This is a genomic window from Paenibacillus sp. PastF-3, assembly GCF_029893135.1.
Lineage (GTDB): Bacteria > Bacillota > Bacilli > Paenibacillales > Paenibacillaceae > Paenibacillus_AQ > Paenibacillus_AQ nitricinens.
Window position 1 is genome coordinate 112,225 of record NZ_JARXWM010000010.1, and the last position, 21,271, is coordinate 133,495.

The window sequence follows — 21,271 nt, forward strand, 5'->3', positions numbered from 1 at the left end:
TCAATGAACGTGATACGATTGATTCAGATTTGGATCATGTTTCTACGAGTGCGAGGATCATTCCCGCCGGATTGGAGATGACACCCCTGGAAATCAACTTCTACAAGTCTGATCCCTTTCACATTAGCCGAGAGAAAAAAAATGTTTCAAGTATGCCTTCAAATCATTATCACGATGCTTATGAAATTCTCTACTTAGTGTCTGGAGAACTGTACTATTTTATAGAAGACCGAACCTTTCAAATCGTCAGCGGGGTTCTATTGTTCATTAACGCTAATGACCTGCACAGACTGATTAATGTAAACGGTATGATGTACGAAAGAGTTACTTTATTGTTTAAAAGAGAGTTCCTTCGCGACTTTTTTGCGGACAGCCCTCTTCCATTCGACCTCTTCTCCTGCTTTCACTCCAGATCAAATGCGATCAAGTTAAGCGGCTACGACCAGAACTTTGTCGAGAATCTTTTCAGCAAATTGATTCATGAAGACACCAAGAGACCTCCAGGCTTCGACTACTATCGGAAAATCCTGTTGATGGAGCTGCTGATCTTCATCCAACGAAAAAAGCTTCCGGATCAAAACGAGCATGTTGTAGTAACGAACCGGACCCATAAGAAAATTTCCCAAATCATCCATTTCATCAACGGTAACTTCGCTGAGCCTCTGTCTCTGGAATACATATCGGACAGGTTCTCCATAAGCACCTCCCATTTAAGCCGAACGTTCAAGGATACAACCGGTTTTACTTTCAGCGAATATGTAAATAATACCCGCCTGAAAGAAGCCCGCTCTCTGCTGCAGGACTCCAAATTAACCGTTTCGGAAATCGCTGAGCGTACAGGATTTGGTAACCTGACCCATTTTGGAAGAGTATTTAAAACCATGACCGGAACCTCACCGCTCAAATACCGCAAACAGAACCGGGTTGATGAAGATAATATCTCTACGCAAGCATGAGATCGGGTGCTTCGTATGGTGAAAGATACACTTTCTTATATTTTATAAAAAAAGAGTGCCCGACCCAAGGCCGGCCACTCCACGTTACCGCTGCCACTTATGGCAGTGCATCCTTCAGCTTCTCTCCCGCCTCCCGCAGAGACTGGAACGTCCCCGCATCGCTCCACCAATCCTTGAGAACATCATAGCTGAGCCTGCGGTTAGCAGCATATATATTATTTACATCGGTAATCTCCAGCTCCCCTCTCTTGGAAGGGGATACTTGACGGATGATGTCAAACACAGCTTCATCGTACATATAAATACCTGTTACGCAAAATTTGGTCTTGGGATGCTCGGGTTTTTCTTCGATATAAGCGATCCATGCAGCATCTTGACTATCGAACACGGGAACACCGTATCTACGTGCGTCGTCCACCGGCTTCAGCAGTACCTTGGCTGTACCTTCAGGCTGCCGGAGATAGCTCTCCACGTAAGGCGTCAGATCATCCATAAATAGATTATCACCAAGCAATACGACAAACCGTTCCCCAGGGAAAATGAATCCTTCTGCTAAATCGAGAGCCTCTGCAATGCCTCCAGCAGCTTCCTGAATCTTATAAGTCAGAGATACACCAAATGCTGCACCGCTGCCTAAAAAATCCGTATACAGACCCGCAGATTGCTTGCTGATGACCAGAAGAATGTCGGTAATCCCTCCCCGGCGAAGCCGATCTATGCCGTAACAGACCATAGGATATTTGCCGACCGGAAGCAAATGTTTGTTCATAAGCCGGGTCAGCGGCCACAGTCTGGATCCTGTTCCGCCCGCCAGTATGACTCCCTTCACTTACTTTCCTCCTCTTTATCTAAGTCCTTTGCCTTCGGATCTGCACTTTATATGAAACTCGTTGGATCCACATTCCATTTGTTCATAAAGAGCTTACGATTTCGTTCCACCAGCTCCTGTAGCCCGGTGTGGTATACCTGCTTGAAGCTCGCACTTCCTTCATGGTGTACCAGACAATCTCCTGCGATAAGCAGTCGGTACCCCTTTAGCCTGGCGCGATAGCAAAAGTCATCATCCTCGTAATGTCCAGGTGAATATCTCTCATCCAGCAGACCTACGGAAGTAAGTAGCTCTCTTTTGAATAAAAAACATAATCCTACCAAACGTTTAGTCTCCAACCATTTTTGAGGATTGGAACGGTTAGTTATCTCTGCAGCCTTATGAAAATCTAACAGACTTTCATAATCAGTCTTCACCTGTTGACGTCCACTCGCATAGTTTGTCACTGGCCCAACAATACCAACTTCAGGAGCACTATATAGCGATCTCTTCAGATTAGTTAACCATCCATGAGAAACTACCACATCATTATTCAGCAGTAACAATTCATCCCCTGATGCTAGAAGTAGACCTAAATTGCAGGCGGATGGAAAACCTCGATTCTCAGGCAATGAAATAAACGTTATACGATTCGCACGGCAATAGGCATCCGTTCCATCTGATGAAGCATTATCTACAACGATGATCTCGTAAGGCAGTGGAGTATAAGCACGTATCGATTCCACACAGGACCGCAGCAGAGGCAACGCGTTGTAGGTCGGAATAATAATACTAGTCATCGTCATATCCGGTTCCTCCAAGCAGCTACTTGTCTGCGGTATTCGCGCTGCGTTTCGCTATTAAGTAGGCCCCCATCATCTTGACGGGAAAGCACCTCAAGGAGAGCCTCTGCGTGATCCCCTATGATCAGTTTCTCCACAGCATTTCCAGCACCCATATTCGCTTGACGCAGCCGGTTATGCTTAATCACATTCACCGTTCCAACTTTCTCCACCCTTAGCTTCTCTAATACAGAACGAGCTTGGGCTTTAGGAGGAACTATTAATTCACGGTAGCCTATGATCTCAAATGCTCTCCGGGAAAGCGCGTGCGGGACAGCCGTCATAGAGCTAACTCCGAGATCGTACCGTCCAAGAGCATAATTCAGAAACAGCTTGCTGCGAGTAACATCATCGCATAATCCAAAAGAAGGCATCAGTGGATCCAAATCATTAAGAGCCACGTCAATTCCACCATCTACAGCAGCTGTGAATAATCCGAGCTGAGCTGCAGGGATAACCATATCTCCGTCCAGGAAGAGTAGAATATCTCCTCGACTCAGCTTCGCACCAATAGCCCGCCCTACATCATGTCCAACGGACTCCGGGCAATGCACAACTATAGCTTGACGATGTTGTCTGGAAATGGGAAAGCTGCTATCACTGCAACCGTTAAGCACGACGATAATTTCAGTAGGTCCCAGCCGCGTTACCTGTTGCAGCAGATGTCCCAAGGTCTGCTCCTCGTTACGCGCGGAGATAATAACTGACAAGGTCCCACGTAAGCACGGTAAATTCAATACCTCGCGACCTACCTTTGATTGCCGGGACAGAATCGGTGGCCGAGCGGTAGGGGTGCCTCTTTTTACCGAACGATTCGCTCCCCTTTGGCGGGGTGCCAGTTTTGTTTTGGCCTGACTAGATGCTGAACGTTTCTTTACCGTACGAGTTGCTGTTCCTCGTCGAACGGCAGAGCTACCAGATACTTGTAACAGAGCAACCATCATCTCACCATCTCTCTGCGCCGGGTTCCGTCGCTAAACCCCGCCCTGTTTCCCCGGTGTTCAAGCAAGAGGGATACAGCCTCCATATGATCTGCTGTAATCAACTGCTGCAAAGGATCTGTGCCATCCTCCTTACGTCTGACCGCATTCAGTTTGCCTACATGTACTTTGTGAGCAGCCACCACACGTAAACCACTCAGAACTGCCTGAGCATGTGCCAGAGGGGGACGAGATAATAACTGACTCCCTAAGATTTCAAGCGCTCTTCGGCTGATTGCATGCGGAACCGCCGTCATCGAACATCCTTTTAGATCCGGACGGCCAAGCAAAATATTAAGTGCATGTTTGGATAGCACCACCGGATGGGGCGAAAGGCTCCGTACCGGTCCGGAATAATCATTAAGCGCTATGTCTGCGCCACCGCTAACAGCCGTGACGAAAGGACGTAGCCCCGAGGCAGGAATCACTAAATCCCCATCTGTAAACAAGAGAACCTCTCCCTTAGCTGCCTCTGCTCCGACACTGCGGCCAGCGTCGTGTCCAAGCGGTAACTCATAGGAAATAACATGCGCACCAAGCGAAAGGGCAATTTCTGCCGTTTGATCGGCTGATCCGTTGACGACTACAATAACCTCGCAGCGCGGATGGACTCCTCTAGCTCCGGCTATCGCTCCCGCGATGGTCTTCGCTTCATTCATGGCCGGAATAATAACCGAAACATAGGGATTTGGATGGTTAACAGTAGGGACTGCAGCGACTTGCCGCACTGGGCGAGAAGTCCGCCGCTTGATCCGAGAGACCCGCCGTCCCGTGCGGCGGGCAGAAGTACGTTTGGGCTTCATGCTCATCCACCTTCCTTACAGAGCCTATTCGTCAGGCTGAGGGTTACATCACAGTTTATGTACTTTGCCGAACAGAGTAACGGCCTTTGTCTCCTGTCGTGTGGAAAACAGGACAAATGTACTCACCGCCAAACTTCAGCTGAGACACATTTGCTTATACAAAATATGCTATCGGACACAATTAACTCTAAACGCCGCGTAGCGGATACTAGGACTTGTCCGTACATGTAGCTAACGACCTAAAAACAGAGCAGCGATCTCCAATAAGGAGAATTGCTGCTCTGTTTTTTAAGAGAGGTATTTGAATTTCAATCAAACACACGATCATCCACTGCCGGTTTGGCTAACGGAGCGCCGATAGCAATCCAAGAGATGACCCCGTAGAAATGCGGAGTTTCGCGCAAGCGCACCACTTGAATAACTGCATCTCCATTGGCTCTGCTCTTTAAAGAAGCATAGAAGTAAGGTTGATTGGTCATAGCGACAAGCACATAACCCGTATGACCAAAGTTCTCATCGAACGATACGGTCACCTCCACTGTCTCCGCATCCCCATTGAACATAAAGGCTGTCATCCCAAACTGCTGAAGCGCCTCCCGCTTCCCTGCAGTCTGAATCGGGCTGAAGGATAGATGTTCAGCATTTACAGAATTCACTGCCAAATGGGCACCATTTACTGCACCGGGAGCAATATGATAATCTTGAACGCTTTCTTCCTCCAGATGACGAGCTTGAATGGCAAAAGAAGAGATTTTGGAAGCCACAACCGCTTCATCCTGAAGCTCTGCCGACCCTACCGCACCATCAGCCAGATGAGTGGAATCAATGCTGCCTGCCATCAGCTTAGCTCCGTTGATGCTCGCATCAGGAAGCAGCGCTGCACTGCGTGTTTCATCCGCAAGATGCTCTAATTTGATGATACCCGGCTGCAAATGTCGATCTGCCACAATCTGGTCAGCAAGATGCTCTCCGTACACACTCCACGGTTGTAAATGTAAAGAATTCACAGAACCTTCGGCCAGTTTCTCTTCAGTAATACTACCTTCCGGCAACAGATCGGCGCTACGCACCTCTTCTGTCAGATGTTTCAGGGTGATACTGTCAGATCGAATGTGACGACTATCCACCGAATCCCCAACCAAATGACCACCATAGACACTACCTGGGGCAAGATGGAAAGAATGGATAGATCCACCTTCCAGTTTCTCTCCTGTAATACTGCCATCCGGTAACAGATCCGCACTACACACTTCTTCTGCCAGATGATTCAGGGTAATGCTTCCTGAGCGGATATGGCGGCTATCAATCGTATCGCCCGCCAAATGCCCGCCATACACACTGCCTGGAGCCAAATGAAAGGCATTGATCGTTCCGCCCTCCAGCTTCTTCCCGGTAATGCTGCCGTCTGGCAGCAGCTCGGAGCTACGCGTCTCTAACGCTAAATGAGCTAGAGTGATTTCACCGTTTCCAATATGATGACCTTCTACTGCTCCCGGACTCAGTTGGCCACTTCCTACACTTCCAGGTACCAGATGAATAGAATCTACAGAATGAATTGCCAGCTTCTCACCAGTAAGGCTACCATCTGGCAACAGATCTGAAACACGAACCTCATCCGACAGATGAGCTAGTGTGATTTCACCATTTCCAATATGATGACCTTCTACTGCTCCCGGACTTAGATGACTACTCTCTACACTTTCTGGTGCCAGATGAATAGAATCTACAGATTCTTCAGCCAGCTTTTCACCGGTAATACTGCCTTCTGGTAACAAGTCCGCGCTTCGAGTTTCTGCTGCCAAATGAGCTAAGGTGATTTCAGCGTAACCGATATGGCGGCCTTCCACTGAATCTGGACTCAGATGACTACTCCCTACACTTTCTGGTGCTAGATGAATAGAACTTACCGATCCTTCTGCCAGCTTCTCACCGGTAATGCTACCGTCCGGCAGAAATTCAGAGCTGCGCGTTTCTTCTGCCAAATGAGCCAGCGTAATCTCACCAATTCGGATATGGCGGCCTTCTACTGCACCCGGACTCAAATGACTGCCATCTACACTTCTTGGTACTAGATGATTTGAATCTACGGATTCTACGGCCAGCTTCTCACTGGTGATACTGCCGTCTGGTAATAATTCAGAGCTGCGTGTTTCTTTTGCCAAATGAGCTAAGGTGATTTCACCATTTCGGATATGACGGCCTTCCACTGCGTCCGGACTCAGATGACTGCCATCCACACTTCCAGGTATTAGGTGATTTGAATTCACAGATTCGTCCGCCAGTTTTTCTCTGGTAATGCTACCGTCTGGAAGCAAGTCTGCGCTACGCGCATCTTTGGCTAGATGAGCCAGCGTAATCTCACTGTACCCGATATGACGTCCTTCTATTGTATCTGGACCCAGATGACTGCCATTCACACTTCCAGGTATTAAATGACTTGAATTCACAGATTCGTCCGCCAGCTTTTCTCTAGTAATACTGCCATCTGGGAGCAAGTCTGCACTACGTGCATCTTTGGCTAGATGAGCTAAGGTGATTTCACTGTGCCCAATATGACGTCCTTTCACTATATCCGAGCTCAGATGACTGCCCTTTACGCTTCCAGCCACGAGATGAATAGAACCTACGGATTCCTCAGCGAGCTTCTTGCCGGTAATACTACCGTCAGGCAGTAGCTCAGAGCTAAAAGTTTCTTCTGCCAAATGAGCCAGTGTGATCTCACCATGCTGGATGTGACGACCTTCTACTGCACCCTGACTCAGATGACTTCCGTCTACACTTCCTCGTACAAGATGAATAGAATCTACGGATTCTTCTGCCAGCTTCTCCCCGGTAATACTGCCCTCTGGCAACAAGTCAGAGCTGCGTGCATCTTCGGCTAGATGAGCCAGCCTGATCTCACCATGCCCGATATGACGTCCTTCAATCGTATCCATGCATAGATGGCTGCCGTCTACACTCCCCGGTGAAAGATGCTGGGAATCCACAGCCCCTTTGGCCAGCTTGGAGCCACTAATGCTGCCCTCCTGCATTTGAATCGAAGAGATGGAATTAGGAATGATATGACCATTTCCGATGGACAACGGCCGGATATGTGCTCCGCCGATGCTTCCCGGATTCATATGTCTGCTCTGAACCGCACTATCACTGATGGATTTTGAATGAACTGCATTCACAGATAAATGCTCTGCCTGCACTGCCGCGACTGCTAATTTACTGGAATCCACACTTCCATCGGCAAGCTTAGCCGATGTGACCGATAAATCACTAATCTTATCCGTCGATACACTTTCGGGAGACAGCTTTAACGACGTTACCACATGATCTGCCAGATGATGTGGCTGCACTGCTCCAGCTGCCAAATGAACCTCTCTTACCGCAGCAGAAGCCAGCTTATCTCCTGAAACCGAACCGGACTGAATCGCAGCAGCAGTCACACTATTTTCGCCGAGATGTCTGCGTTCCACAGCTCCAGTGGCAAGATGATCTTTATCCACCACAGCATCCTGCAAGGCACGACCGCTCACGCTGGCATCTGCTAGATGTTTCTCCTCCACTGCACAAAAAGCAATATGCTCCCCACTCACCACTTCACGAGCAATCGTGCTGCCGATGACCGATCCTGCTGCCAGTTTAGCCGAGCTCACTCCTCCATCCGCTAACTTGGCAGAAGTAACGCTCTGTGGACGAAGATGCTCCGCACCCACAGACTCTGAAGCTAGCTTCTCTCCAGTAACAGCACCGGAGGATAAATGATCCGTATGAATAGCTTCATCCATAAGCTGCTCCGAGCCTATCGCCTCCGAAGCTATATGGGAGTGATTCACAGCCTCACGTTCCAGATGATTAGAGGAAACAGCTTGCATAGCAATTTGCGGTCCGCGTATAGCGGATTTGGCAATATGTCTGGTGGTTACAGCTTCATCTGCTAGCTTATGTGCGAGTATGCTTTGATCAGCAATCTTCGATGCGGTGACCGCTTGCTCAATCAGCTGTGCAGTACCTACCGCACCCTCCGACAGTTTCAAGAAAGAAATGCTTCGGTCAGCCAAATGGCGACTCGATATTTCTCCATCCCCGATATGGGAGCCGTGTACACTTTCTGCACTTAAGTGGATGCTTCTCACCACTTCTGTACCTAGCTGCTTGGAACCAATTGCACCATCCGCTACATGCGCACCTTCGATAACACCCGACTGGAGCTGTTCCTTGCCAATAAGCTTGTTGGCAAGCTGCTCTGGTCCGATCGCTCCGGGAGCTAAATGTCTGGCGGTTATCAATGCATCGCTAAGATGGCGGCCCTCAATAACAGCATCAGCCAGCTTGGAGCTGCTGATTTCGCCATCAGCTATTTTATCGCCAGATACCGCTGCATCAGCCAGCTTAGAACGGTCAACACTCCCGTTTGCCACATGGCGGCCTGTGATACTGCTACTTCCTATTTTTTCACCAGTAACCGCGCCATCTTCCAGTAGATCCGCCGTAATAATCAGATCGCTTAAATGACGGCTCTCAATGGATTTATCTGCAATTTGACCGCCGCCGATAATCCGATCAGCCAGCTTCTCTGGACTAATACTTCCGTTCTTCAGCTTCTCTCCACTGATGGAATGATCCAGCAGTTTACCGCCACTTACGCTTCCTTCAGCTAAATGCTCACCCACAATGGATTCAGGCGCAATTTTCGAAGAAGTAACTGCCTTGTCCGCGATATTGATACTTTGCACAGCGTAATCTTGCAGCCATGGTGTACCGATAATGCCAAACTTCAGCTTTGAACCATCAATAGTGCGTGGAGCGATTTTCGCCCCAGTCACTGCTGCATCCGATAGATCATCTGTATAAACGGGCTGGAACCGCTCTTTTTCAGGAGCGAACCAAATCGTCTCAGGAAGATTATCCGCCTGTTTCTGAAGCTGCTCTTCCACTATAGGCTCAGGCTCTGGTTGCAGAACTGGTACGGAAATTGATTCCTCTTGAATGAATTCAGCTATTGCCCCTCCACTTACCTGAACATCAGCGAGCTCTGCTTTACTGACTCCGTCATTGCTGCTCCCCGAATCCTTAGAACTGCTTTTGCCTTCCAGCATGTTCAGTTCCTTTATATTGGGATTATCTACATAGTAGAGTCGTTTTTGTGGACTGCGCGGCTGCTTTTTTTTGGAACCCCTCACAAGCAGTCTCCTCCTTCCATCTGTTGTTTCTCCTAGGCATCATATGCAGCGGTATGGGCTGATGACACCCTTTTGCGATAAGCCCATAATAAGATTCTGATGAAAATTATATTTTCTTATATTAAAAAAAGGCTTCTGCCGCCGCGCATTCGTCCACCCTGACACGCGGGTACAAACATACAATGACAAGAGTAGTAAAAGCGGGAATCACGTGACCGTAGAAACAGGAGGAACAAACATGGGGCATAAGCTCGTTGGAATACTACTAAATGCCGATATGCACCGGGGCGTTCCCCGGCTAAAAACAGGACAGGAGTCTCTATCCAACTATGAAGAGGCGGCCGCTGCATACGGCTTGGTCCCCTGCTTCCTGAAGCTCGCGGACATCGATACAGACTCAGGCTTCAGTGCCGCCTATATAAAGGGATCTCATGGATATAAAAGCGTAGTAGTCCCTACGCCCACTGTCATCCATAACCGGGCCATATACAGTCAGAATAGCCCAGGAATGCAACGTCTGCTGCGGCACCATCCTTTGGTGTACAATACTTGCAATCGATACGGCAAGGATGAGATCCATGAACTGCTTGAGCAGCATGAAGAGCTGCGCGAGGTTTTACCAGCAACAACTGGAGGATCTGGACTCAAACAAATGATGAATCGTTACCCCGATCTTATTCTTAAACCTTGCCGTGGAAGCATTGGGAATGGTGTCATGCGACTGGTTCGTAAAGGGTCTCAGCGCTGGAGCTTAAATTATCTATCACCCTCAATGCGTCGCTGGATAAGCACTCCCGTATATCAGGGGGCACTGCCAAAAATGCTCCGAGCACGCCTTGCCTCTGTCCCTTATCTCGTGCAGGAGCGTATTCCCCTTGCTGAGATTGGAGGACGTCCCTTTGATTTACGTGTCACCGTTCAACGTGGCTGGGGAGGCGATTGGCAGGTCACGGGTCTCTTTGCTAAACTTGCACCCCCTGGGGGGTTTGTCTCTAATATAGCCCGTGGAGGAGAAGCGTTAAGCTCTTCCTTTGCGCTGGAAAAAGCCTTCTCTAGAGCAATAGCGGCCCATATCCGTATGGCTGTCGAAACACTTAGCCTTGTTATAGCCCGTTGTCTCGAACAAGACCTTCCAGGTCTGGCCGATATCGGACTGGATATTGGCATAACTAAGGATGGTCGCATCTTCTTCATAGAGTGCAATGGCCGCGATCAACGCTATGGATTTCATAAAGCCGGCCTTACGGAGATTTGGAAGGAGAGTTACCGAAGACCTATGGGATACGCACGTTTTTTACTAGAAAAGAACAGCCTCATATATAACAGTTATTGATTTGTCTCCTATTCTATGTCAATATAATGCAGAGCAGATGGCGGCCACATACGACCGTACTGCTGTATTATGGAAGGGAGATGGGCATGGTAAAACAATTGCTGCGGCTAATGACCGAGCTATCCTCGCACCGATGGCTTTCACGGTTAATGGGGTCTTTTTCTCATAGTAGACTCAGCCGTTTTCTAATCCCGGTATTTATTAAGACTTATCAAATCCCCTCCGCTCAAGCGGAGAAGAATCCTGGAGAATATCACACTCTTAATGAGTTTTTCAGCCGCCGGCTGAAGCCTGGCACGCGGCCTATTGCAACCGATGCTGACGCTTTAGTGAGTCCCGTAGATGCAATGATTACTGCTATGGGTGACATTTCCTCTGGTACGATTATGAATGTAAAAGGGCAGGATTATAAGATCGAGGATCTACTTAATCATTCTCCGCATCTGGAGCTATACAAGAGAGGTTTTTTCTTCGTCCTTTATCTAAGTCCTACGGATTATCACCGGATTCACTCTCCCCTTACTGGACATAAGGTTGAGAGTGATCATATTCGTGGACGAGCCTATCCTGTCAACGATTTCGGCATGCGACATATGAAGGGCGTACTGAATCGCAATGAACGTCTTATTACGTATATCGCCGGAGACTACGGAGAAACCGCAGTAGTAAAGGTAGGCGCGATGAACGTCAGCAGCATCGGGTATACGGATGCTAACGCTACCGAGTGGCAAATCGGCGATGATCTAGCCTATTTCGAGTTCGGCTCCACTGTAGTACTGCTTATGGAGAGCGGTACTTTTACCCCAAGACCCAAGCTTGAGGTCAACACGAAGGTAAAGATGGGGGAATTGCTGGGGACGCTGCATCGGCCGCTTTAGTAAAGCTGCGATATAACAAAATAAGGGTATCCCTAACCGATTGAAAATCGGCGCCGGGATACCCTTGTTTTGTTTATTTCACTTTAGAGCTTGTTACGCTAGCATAGTAATCCAGTACATTGTTAATGATCACAGCTGCTTCAGCTCTTGTGGCCGAAGCTGTCGGATCCATTTCTCCACTGCTGCCTCCATTTACAATAGCAAGATCTTTGAAGGCATACACCGCTTCTTTAGCATAACCCGCAATAGAAGCATCATCTGGGAAGTCATGGTTAGTCACTTGCGGCAATTCAACATTCAGTTTCTTCAGTGCATTGAATAGAATTACACACAGGTCCTGACGGCTAATGCTGCTGTTAGGAGCAAACATGCCATTACCGATACCATTGATCAGTTGATTAGAAGTCCCAATCTCAACATAGTTTTTATACCAAGCATCTTTCAGAACGTCAGTAAACTGCTTTTGATTCTCGCCCATGCTGAAGTTGAAGCTTTTTACTACCATGGCAACAAACTCTGCACGGTTTACCTTCCCACTTGGATCAAAGCTTCCGTCTGTTCGTCCGCTGATAATATTTCTCTCCACCAGCGCTGCAATCGCAGATTCTGCCCAGCTAGGAATTAGAGTAGCATCTTTAAACTTATTCTTAAGCTCTTGTCTGATTAGCTCCGGTGTCTTCGTTTTTCCATCTGTTGTTGGAGGCTGAGGCTGTTCTCCAGGTTTTACGACTTCTCCAGGAATCGATGGTACTGAAGGTACAGCTGGGGTAGCCGGTGTTGGTGTACTTGGTTGACCATCACCTCCACCGCTGTAAGGCTTAACGATCACAGAGAACTGTACCTTCAGGCCAAGTGGATTAGTTATACCCTCCGGCAAGATCAGATCCCCCTTGATGGTGTACATTCCTTCCGTATTACCGTTATAGCCTTCCTTGTTCCACTGAACAGAAACGACCTTAGTCATCCCGGTATTCAGGGTTACTGATACTGAAGCTGGAAGCTCCAGCACGTCAAAGCTGGTACCATAAGCAACACTTTTACTTGCTAGTGCTTGCACTGCCGTGATTTCCGGTATCGTAATGACCTCCGGCAGTACTTCGATCGTAATCGATACCTTCAGGTCCTTTGGATTGCTGATACCTTCCACAGGTACTAGCGCTCCTTTCAGGATATAAGCTCCTTGCTTATCGCCATTATAACCTTCACTATTCCAATCGATGGATATCGCCTTTGTCTCACCGTTGTTCAAGGTAGCTATGACCGATGATGGCAGCTTCAATCCATTAAATGGAGTGCCGAATGGAACGCTCTTACTTTCCAAATCCTGCACTGTGACAATCTCAGCGACACGAATCACTTCCGGCATTACCTGAATGGTGATGGAAGCTTTCAGATCATTAGGGTTGATCATTCCTTCTTCTAATATCATAGTACCGTTCAGTACGTATGATCCTTCCACATTGCCGTTATAACCAGCAGGGCTCCATTTAACAACAAGTTCCTCCTGCTCATACGTATCAAGCGTTACTGTAACTGAAGACGGCAATTCCAACTTATCAAAAGCGGTGCCAAATTCAACATTCTTGCCCTCCAGCTTCTCAACTTTAGTAATCTGGATAGGTTTAGCGCCTTCTGGCAGTACAACCACTGTAATAGAAACAGTTTGATGGGTACTATTCAACACACCCTCAGGAAGCTCAAAGCTACCTGCCAGCGTATAACTCCCCGCTTTTCCACCGTTGAAATCTTTACTATCCCATTGTACAGGCAAGTGAATTACCCTTTTGTTGCCCAATGTAGCTTCCACTGTAGCTGGTAGGTTTAATTCTCCTGCAGCAGTTCCGAACAGCACACTCAGCAGTTGCGGCTGAGCAATCGATATAATTTCTTTAGCATGGGTATCTTCTGTCCATTTGGCATAATACACCGCGCTTATGTTCATTACCGTTTCTACGGTTAATGCATTACCGGTCCCTTCTTTATTATCAAACCAGCCAGTAAAAATGTAGCCTTCACGTTCCGGTACCCGAGGTAAGGTGCTTAATGCTTCACCTTTAAATGCGGTTACTTTGGCAGGAGCCGGTGAGTCCAGATAATTCTGATCGAAGGTGACTTCAATCGGATCAGCATAAATGAGTTCAACATATTGTAAATTCGCATTTAGTCCGTTAAAAATCATATACACATTTTGTTTTCCAGTCACTTTGGTTCTGTCTAGGAAGGTCTCCGCTGTCAAATAATGATCAATGTAAGAATTTCCAGGCGTTTGTTTGCTGCTTGCTATTCCATAATTTCCCCAAGCAGCGCCTGCTTTCTGAGCAAAACTAATGCTTGCAAATTCATTACCAAGTTCAAAAGAACCTCCGCCGCTGTAGGCATCAGCGTATGCTCTTCCTTGTGTAGTAGCTCTTTTAACTGGTTTACCCGTATTGTCAGCCTCTGTATAGAATTTAAAAGATGGAGACGATCCGCCTTCACGGGCATACTGCACTCTTACTTCCACAAGATTAGTCAAGTCAACCTGACCGAAATAAACAAGGTCATTAGAATTGACATAACTCATGGCGTCCGTACCACTTTCGAATCTGAACTGGGTATTCGTTGCATAAATCCATGGTGCATTATAAGGATAGATTCTAATACCGTTCTCTACTTTCAGCGTTTCTATCGGAGCAATATGGATTGGCATAGATGATATGCTCAAATCTGTTATAGCCGCTTTCAAGGAAGCTATGGCTTCTGCTACAACCTCGTCATTGACCGGCTCGGCAAGTACTGCCTTAACCTCTTCCAATACAGCGTTAAATTTGAGCTTTTTATAAGCAGTATATGCATTCATATCGATGTTTTGAGCAGCCTCAATTTCCGCACCTAACGCTGAAGTGTCAACATTGTCCTGCTTCAACTGGAAGGTTAACCAGTTCAGGTCAATGCCAGCACTCTCAAATACAATTCTAAGGGTATGCTCGCCTGCCGACAGCTGAACATCAGGAATTCTGAAGGTTTTCCATACCCCTTTAGTTGTGGTAAGGTCGAAGGTCCCCAGTAGCTTGTCGCCATCATAGATACCAAAGGACATTTGGGCGACATCCGATTGGCTAGAGCGAATTCGTGATGTGACTTTGTACATGCCTTCTTTCTCCACATTTACCTTATAGGAGATGGCTTCACCCTTGCTTGTATTGGTGTAGCATAATCCGCCGTCTACATCATTACTGCTTACTGGCGTGATTATCGGAGTAATGGAGGCAAATTCCGTCTCAGCTACCTTCAATTTAGTATTTTTCCCAATCTTCTTGACTGCCAAAGCTACATCACTGTTGATTCTGACATAATCAAAATCGGCAATAAATGGATCTGTGAGATTCTGACTTCCGTTGGACGCAAGTAACCCGAACTTCGGATTGGCATAGTTGGCAGTTGTACTGCCAAGTGAAATATACTCTTTGCCATCAGCACTGACATAACCGGAATAGCTGTTGCCTATTTTTTTCAGGCGTAAATACAACTCTTTCTTTTCACCAAAAATACTCGTGAGCTGAGCGGCAGACAGTTGCCCAATCGTAACTGGCTCCGTACCTCCGGTCTCTTTGGTCATACCGATGATCTTGCCGCTACTGTATTCATACTTCACCCAGATATAGTTATTGTTATCCTGTGAAGCCGTGATGCCGACACCGTTATAATTTTGATTTGGCGCTTTGCTCATATTAATTTTCACTGTTGCTTCCCAGTTTCCAAAGGCTTCCTGCTGGAAATAGTTCTTCAAATCTGCATGATCACTCCAGAAGTCGCCTCTTTCAGCGATGATTCTCAAATATCCGGGAACAGTGCTCAAAGACCAATTTTTGTTATTTTCTGTATTTGTAGCCGTCTCTTTATTGATCACCCAGAAGTTGCTTAAATTCTCAGTGTCGAACTCATCGCTTTGTGGGGTCGTACCAAACTGTATCACATAGGAGTTGGCCTGATCGGAGCTGATACATTTGATCGTCACTCTTTTATTGATGAGGTCTACGTTGGCCGTTGCTTTTACACCATCATTCATTTCGAATGTAACTTCAGGTAAAGTAGCCCCATTACTGAGACCTACATCATAACTGAACCTAGTCTGTGAAAAGCCCTCAAGCGGCTTACCATCAATAGAGATATCCTTTAAATAAGCATAGGTCGGATTCTCAAAAATCGGTTCCAGGCCTTCCTCCGACGTGAAGATAACCTTGTAGATCCGTTTCTCTCCTCCGGCCGAAGCAGTAATTACAGCAGCCGGTCTATCTTTATCGGCTTGTCGTATACTTACGTCTACACCAGCTATCGCCGTAGCTTTGACTTCGGGGTAGCTGCTAGTTTCAGTCGGCTCACCAAAGGCTTTATAGTCGAGTTTCAATGGATTAAATATTTTGATCTTTTTGCCGCCAACCGTAATATCAGAGAGCTGTGGATCTCCTGATTTGTCCGTATTCACCCGGAACCAATCTCTTCCCGGCGTATAATTGACCACGTAATCAATCTTTGCCGTTCTTGCAAAGGCTGGAGATTGCATCAAAAAGCTCGTGATATTCTTGGCAGAACGCTGCAATTCTCCCAGGGTCAGACTGCCGTTAGCAAGCGATGTCATTGTATTAAAGGTACTGTTATTCCGATTCTTATGCGTTTCTGCATAATCGTTCGGAATGACCATGTAAAGGTCATTTTGGGCACGGACCATGGCTTTGCCGTTGGTTTCATCATAACGATTGGTAGTGGCATAGAAGCCCTGATCCTCACTCATCTTCGCCCACCAGTCTGTCATGACAATTCCGTCAAAGCCCCACTCTCCGCGGAGGATCGTGGTATTCAGATCATAGTTACTGGAAGCCCATGTTCCGTTTACCGGACCATAGGACGTCATCACTGAACGCGCCTTTCCACTCTTCACTGCCATTTCATAACCTTTCAAATAAATCTCGCGAAGCGCTCTTTCAGAGACAAGTGCATTCACAAGATGTCTATCCGTTTCCTGATTGTTCGCAGCGAAATGCTTAATAGTAGGCGCCGTACCGTTCTTCTGAAGACCTCTTGTCTGTGCAGCAGCCATGATGCCTGTCAGTAACGGATCCTCCGAAAAATACTCGAAGTTTCTCCCGTTCAGGGGACTTCTGTGGATATTGATTCCCGGTCCTAGCAGCGTATCGATATTGTTAATCAGCATTTCTTTGCCAAGAAGATCAAATAATCTTTCATTCAGCTCGGTGTTCCACGTACAGGCAAGCATCGTCCCGTTCGGGATACTGGTTGCCTTCTCTGCATTGGTCTCCATCCGGATTCCTGAAGGGCCGTCCGCAGCACTATCGATAGGGAGCCCTAATTTCAGCAGATTTTTAGTAACACCACCAAAAGCCGCAGCGGTACCGGCAGTAACTTTGGGGCTGGACATCCCTTCCCCTAAAATAATGGCCCCCAGATCGTTGTTGGACAATTGTGCAATGAACTGATCCATAGTCACTTTCTGATTGTATACATCCAATAAGGTATAACCCTTGTCTCCCGTTTGTGGAATGGACGCAGGGAGATTTTGCTTGATTCTCTCATCCAAGTCGGTAGTCCGTGTCGGTACCTTTTCAGTGACAGTGGTAAAAGTACCATTTTCATTCGGTTGACCTGGTTTGATACGGTCAAATTCCTTAGTTGGCGCGAGCGCTTCCTGCAAGGTTTCTACAACCTTCAAAGCATTAAGGCTGTATACTCCTTGCTTTTCGCTGCCACTTACACTGTTACCTACGTAAATATTATAGTCACCAGCTTCTAGAACATAAGATGAATCATGACCTGTAATTCCACTATCATCATAGGAGGCCATATCTTTGGTGTCATACGTGATGGTGATCGACTGTGATTCCCCTGGCTGTAACAGCCGGGTCTTAGCAAAAGCAGCAAGCTCCTTGGCCGGCTTGCCAAGTTTACCCTGTGGTGCACCGTAATAAATCTGTACAACTTCTTTGCCTTCCACCTTACCTGTATTCTGAACAGTTACAGTCACTGCAACCTCATTCTCACCAGCGTTGACATTATCAGTCGTGATCTTGAAATTGGTATAGGACAGTCCGTACCCAAATGGATAGAGCACCTTATCCGGAGCAAAGGTCTCAAAATAGCGGTAGCCTACATAAATATCCTCACTATAAGAATTCTCAGTTTTGCTGCCAAAATGTGCAGTAGAAGGGTAGTCAGCAAGTGTAGCTGCAATCGTATCGCTCAATTTACCGCTTGGCGTAACGTCTCCGGTCAGCACGTCGGCTACTGCGCTACCGCCTTCCATCCCCCCTTGCCATGTGTACAAAATAGCAGCTTTGGGATAGTTTTTAGCCCATGACATATCGATAACGTTAGCTACGTTCAATACGATGGCCACTCGGTCGAATTTGGCATAGACCCGGTTAAGCATGTCTACTTCAAGGTCTGTCAGTTTATAGGCACCCTTGACGTCCGTATTATCCTTATCTTCACCGGCTGTTCTACCGATGATGACCACAGCTGTATCCGTTTTTGCTTTTGCTGCATCCACTATTTCGTCGGTCAAGGGCATTTCCGCCTGGGACCACGGCTCTGCTGCCCAGCCACCACCGCCATTGTTGAAAGGATTCTTTTTGATCCAGTCAGCATATACCTTCGCCAGATCTTCATTTAACTTGAGACTGGGATTGTTCCGGAGACCTTCCAGAATCCCATTCACATAATCTACCCTTACCGCACCGCCAGATCCTGTGCCAGACTTGTAATAATGCGCTTGTATGCGGCCAAATACCGATACATTTTCACTCTTCTTGATAGGGAGCACTTGTTCATTCTCATTTACTTGTGATCCTGCTAGTTTATACGCCGGATTTTGCAGCAGCACAATTCCTTCAGCGGCCACTTCTCTGGACACATCCGCTAAACCCGGGAGAACCTTGGCCATAACGGGAGAACTGGTACTAGGCGTTATGATTGAGGTTATCAGAATGCAGCAGAATAATATTTTAAGTAAGCGATTACAATTTTTCCTCATACTTATCACCATTCCTTTCGATTAAGGTATAGCTTAGGATTATGGGTCATCGTAAAGAGCGAGATTTCAATTAAATTTCTAATGCATAAACGTTCACTTCATAAACCGATAGGATGAATTTACTTTCAGGAAGGAGTTATTCTCTAGAGCGCTAGCCGCTGTGGAGTAAGGCTTATTCAAGCATCAAGTGTGTTACTGATTAAATCTAAACCGGTTTAGATTTTTTGCATAATTCTCCTAACACATACTTACAAATTAAAACGTGCGAAAATGTTCATTAATTCCTCCTTTACTTTTTAAACTTACATTGAATACTATCATCAGAAATATCATCCTAACATAGAAAATCCTCATAGATTTATTGAATATACTCATATATCACAGAACTAAATTAAAAATAGCAGGGAGAATCAGCATCGCTCAATGCCGATTCTTCCTGCTATAAAAACCAAAAGCAAGTTCGTGGACTTTCGTTGAATTAGAATTATTTTGCAGATAAAAGACTCTCAGTAATGTAATTTAACTGCGCTTCAAGCGTAACGGGATCACTATATGTATCAGCGGTTGGGTCCAGTTGGAATACGTTGCCTGCTTTTACGGCAGGGAGATGCTTCCATAAGGGGTTGTCATAGACGATTTTCGGATCGCTCGTATCGCCAGCCCATGGGCATGTGAATACAATATCTCCAGCAAATTGAGGCAGCTTCTCAAGGGAGATTGTTGCCCAACCAGTGCCGCTGTCTATAGCTTCTTTCTGCGCTTCAGGAGGTGCTTTCAGGCCAAATTCATTATAAATAATTTCTCCACCGCGCCCGTAGCTGTGACCGAATACGAATAGTCCACCGGAATACGGATTTAGGATAGAAACGGTTCTATCACCTACAGCTGCCACCACCTTAGGCTTCAATTCACTGATTTTTTTGTTCCATTGTTCCACCCAAGCTTTAGCTTCGACTTCTTTCCCCGTTAATGTACCGAAATCAAGCATTTGATCTCTGATAGTTTTTGCTCCGTATTGAATGGCTACTACTGGCGCTATTTCGGCCAGCTTTTCGAGTCCTTCCATTCCGGAGAATACAACAATAAGATCAGGATTCAGCTCTAAAATGTGTTCAAGAGACGGTTCATCCCCAAGGCCTTGAACGCCTTCCAGCATTCCTTCAAAGTAGGGACTGTTTAAGACACCATTCATAACACCAACAGGTTTGATACCTAACGCCAAGAAGTATCCAGTGTCGAAGGAGGTTAAATCGACAATCCGCTTCGGATTCCTGGGTACTTGAATATCTCCGTTACTTGCCTGATATGTAACCATGTCCACTTCGCTGGATGAGTCATTGCTGTTTGATGAAGATGCAGCACTTTCTGTCCCTTCTACTGAGGTGGTGTGCTCAACTGCTTGTCCGCAAGCTGATAGCAGTAACGTTATAACCAAAGTAAACACAAGCAATAGGTAAGTTTTTGGAGATTTAAACAAAATAAATTCACTCCAATCGACATATTATATAGTGATACTGATAATCATTATCAATACAACTATATAGTATTATTCTATCCTTGGCAATGGAGAATACGTTAACATCTACTGCATTTACCTTTTGGATACCTACTACACACTACAAACAAAAGGACAGCCCCACGGCTGTCCTTCCTCTTTTCAAGCCATTATCTGCTCTTTACACCTGTTACGCTATTACACATGTCCTTGCTTAGCAACATCAAGCGCCTTGGCGGCAACCTGTTCCGGATCTCCTAAATAAAAGCGGCTGATTGGATTAATGTCCTCATCCAGTTTGTACACGAGTGGTACCCCTGTAGGAATATTGAGCTCCAGCAGTGCTGCCTCATCAATATCCTCCATAAATTTGATCAACGCTCTCAGTGTATTACCATGGGCTGAAATGAGCACCCGTTCCTTTTTACGCACAAGGGGGACGATGCGATTTCTCCAGAAATCACCCACACGATGAACAGTATCTTCCAGACTCTCGCCTCGCGGAATATCCTCCGGACGAATACTGCTATAACGAATGTCGTTTCTGGCATACCGAGGATCATTAAGCTCCAGCAGTGGAGGCCGAACCGATAAACTCCGTCGCCAGAGATGCAATTGTTCTTCACCGTATTTTATCGCCGTTTCACTTTTACTAAGTCCCTGAAGTGCACCATAATGCCGTTCATTCAGCTTCCAGGACTTTTGCACAGGAATCCACAGCAGATCCATTTCATCGAGAACATAGTTGAGTGTTTTGATCGATCGTTTAAGTACCGATGCAAAAGCTAGATCAAACGTATACCCTTCATCCTTCAAAAGCTTGCCAGCAGCCTTAGCCTCTAGAATACCCTTTTCGGTTAAATCCGGATCACTCCAACCCGTAAACAAATTTTGCACATTGTACTGGCTTTCACCATGACGTATTAGTACGATTTCGTACATTTTATCTCTCCTCCCACCTGTATGCTCTGGAAC

The 21,271-nt window shown here is 46.6% G+C and carries 11 protein-coding genes; 3 read left to right on the forward strand and 8 right to left on the reverse strand.

Annotation, left to right across the window (positions count from 1 at the left end):
- Positions 1-77 precede the first annotated feature (77 nt).
- The gene (locus tag M2444_RS20090) at positions 78-956 is read left to right on the forward strand and encodes an AraC family transcriptional regulator (RefSeq protein ID WP_094876892.1); all 879 of its coding nucleotides are present in this window, start codon (positions 78-80) and stop codon (positions 954-956) included.
- Positions 957-1,053: 97 nt separating this feature from the next.
- On the opposite strand, the gene M2444_RS20095 is transcribed toward M2444_RS20090, so the two are convergent.
- The 5 genes from M2444_RS20095 to M2444_RS20115 form a co-directional block, all read right to left on the reverse strand.
- The gene (locus M2444_RS20095; RefSeq protein WP_094876884.1) at positions 1,054-1,785 is read right to left on the reverse strand and encodes a sugar phosphate nucleotidyltransferase; all 732 of its coding nucleotides are present in this window, start codon (positions 1,783-1,785) and stop codon (positions 1,054-1,056) included.
- A gap of 47 nt (positions 1,786-1,832) precedes the next feature.
- Positions 1,833-2,570: a glycosyltransferase family 2 protein gene (locus M2444_RS20100; RefSeq protein WP_094871692.1), complete on the reverse strand. Its 738-nt coding sequence runs from the start codon at positions 2,568-2,570 to the stop codon at positions 1,833-1,835.
- Complete coding sequence (locus M2444_RS20105; protein ID WP_280787878.1) at positions 2,567-3,550, reverse strand: glycosyltransferase family 2 protein; 984 nt, start codon at positions 3,548-3,550, stop codon at positions 2,567-2,569. The genes M2444_RS20100 and M2444_RS20105 overlap by 4 nt, the downstream gene beginning before the upstream one ends.
- The gene (locus M2444_RS20110) at positions 3,547-4,389 is read right to left on the reverse strand and encodes a glycosyltransferase family 2 protein (RefSeq protein WP_306440404.1); all 843 of its coding nucleotides are present in this window, start codon (positions 4,387-4,389) and stop codon (positions 3,547-3,549) included. The genes M2444_RS20105 and M2444_RS20110 overlap by 4 nt, the downstream gene beginning before the upstream one ends.
- Positions 4,390-4,697: 308 nt before the next feature.
- Positions 4,698-9,563: a WIAG-tail domain gene (locus M2444_RS20115; RefSeq protein WP_280787879.1), complete on the reverse strand. Its 4,866-nt coding sequence runs from the start codon at positions 9,561-9,563 to the stop codon at positions 4,698-4,700.
- 238 nt (positions 9,564-9,801) lie between these two features.
- Here M2444_RS20115 and M2444_RS20120 point away from each other — a divergent pair, with 238 nt between their 5' ends.
- Positions 9,802-10,896 carry a YheC/YheD family endospore coat-associated protein gene (locus M2444_RS20120; RefSeq protein ID WP_094876882.1) on the forward strand — a complete coding sequence of 365 codons (1,095 nt, stop codon included), beginning with the start codon at positions 9,802-9,804 and terminating at the stop codon, positions 10,894-10,896.
- Positions 10,897-10,982: 86 nt separating this feature from the next.
- Positions 10,983-11,774, forward strand: a complete 792-nt coding sequence (gene asd, locus M2444_RS20125) for an archaetidylserine decarboxylase (RefSeq protein ID WP_280787880.1) — start codon at positions 10,983-10,985, stop codon at positions 11,772-11,774.
- Between the two features lie 73 nt (positions 11,775-11,847).
- Here asd and M2444_RS20130 read toward each other — a convergent pair whose 3' ends face one another.
- The 3 genes from M2444_RS20130 to gpmA all read right to left on the reverse strand — a co-directional run bounded on the left by M2444_RS20130 (position 11,848) and on the right by gpmA (position 21,238).
- Positions 11,848-18,711: a glycoside hydrolase family 3 N-terminal domain-containing protein gene (locus M2444_RS20130; protein WP_280787881.1), complete on the reverse strand. Its 6,864-nt coding sequence runs from the start codon at positions 18,709-18,711 to the stop codon at positions 11,848-11,850.
- 574 nt (positions 18,712-19,285) lie between these two features.
- Positions 19,286-20,278 (reverse strand): ABC transporter substrate-binding protein, encoded by a 993-nt coding sequence (locus M2444_RS20135; protein WP_280787882.1) that lies wholly within the window; start codon positions 20,276-20,278, stop codon positions 19,286-19,288.
- 216 nt (positions 20,279-20,494) lie between these two features.
- Complete coding sequence (gene gpmA, locus M2444_RS20140; protein ID WP_094876879.1) at positions 20,495-21,238, reverse strand: 2,3-diphosphoglycerate-dependent phosphoglycerate mutase; 744 nt, start codon at positions 21,236-21,238, stop codon at positions 20,495-20,497.
- Positions 21,239-21,271 lie beyond the last annotated feature (33 nt).

Coding starts and splice junctions, on each gene's coding strand:
- M2444_RS20090 (WP_094876892.1), top strand. CDS start 78: ATGACACCCCTGGAAATCAACTTCTACAAGTCTGATCCCTTTCACATT.
- gpmA (WP_094876879.1), bottom strand. CDS start 21,238: ATGTACGAAATCGTACTAATACGTCATGGTGAAAGCCAGTACAATGTG.
- M2444_RS20105 (WP_280787878.1), bottom strand. CDS start 3,550: ATGATGGTTGCTCTGTTACAAGTATCTGGTAGCTCTGCCGTTCGACGA.
- M2444_RS20100 (WP_094871692.1), bottom strand. CDS start 2,570: ATGACGATGACTAGTATTATTATTCCGACCTACAACGCGTTGCCTCTG.
- M2444_RS20130 (WP_280787881.1), bottom strand. CDS start 18,711: ATGGCCAAGGTTCTCCCGGGTTTAGCGGATGTGTCCAGAGAAGTGGCC.
- asd (WP_280787880.1), top strand. CDS start 10,983: ATGGTAAAACAATTGCTGCGGCTAATGACCGAGCTATCCTCGCACCGA.
- M2444_RS20120 (WP_094876882.1), top strand. CDS start 9,802: ATGGGGCATAAGCTCGTTGGAATACTACTAAATGCCGATATGCACCGG.
- M2444_RS20110 (WP_306440404.1), bottom strand. CDS start 4,389: ATGAAGCCCAAACGTACTTCTGCCCGCCGCACGGGACGGCGGGTCTCT.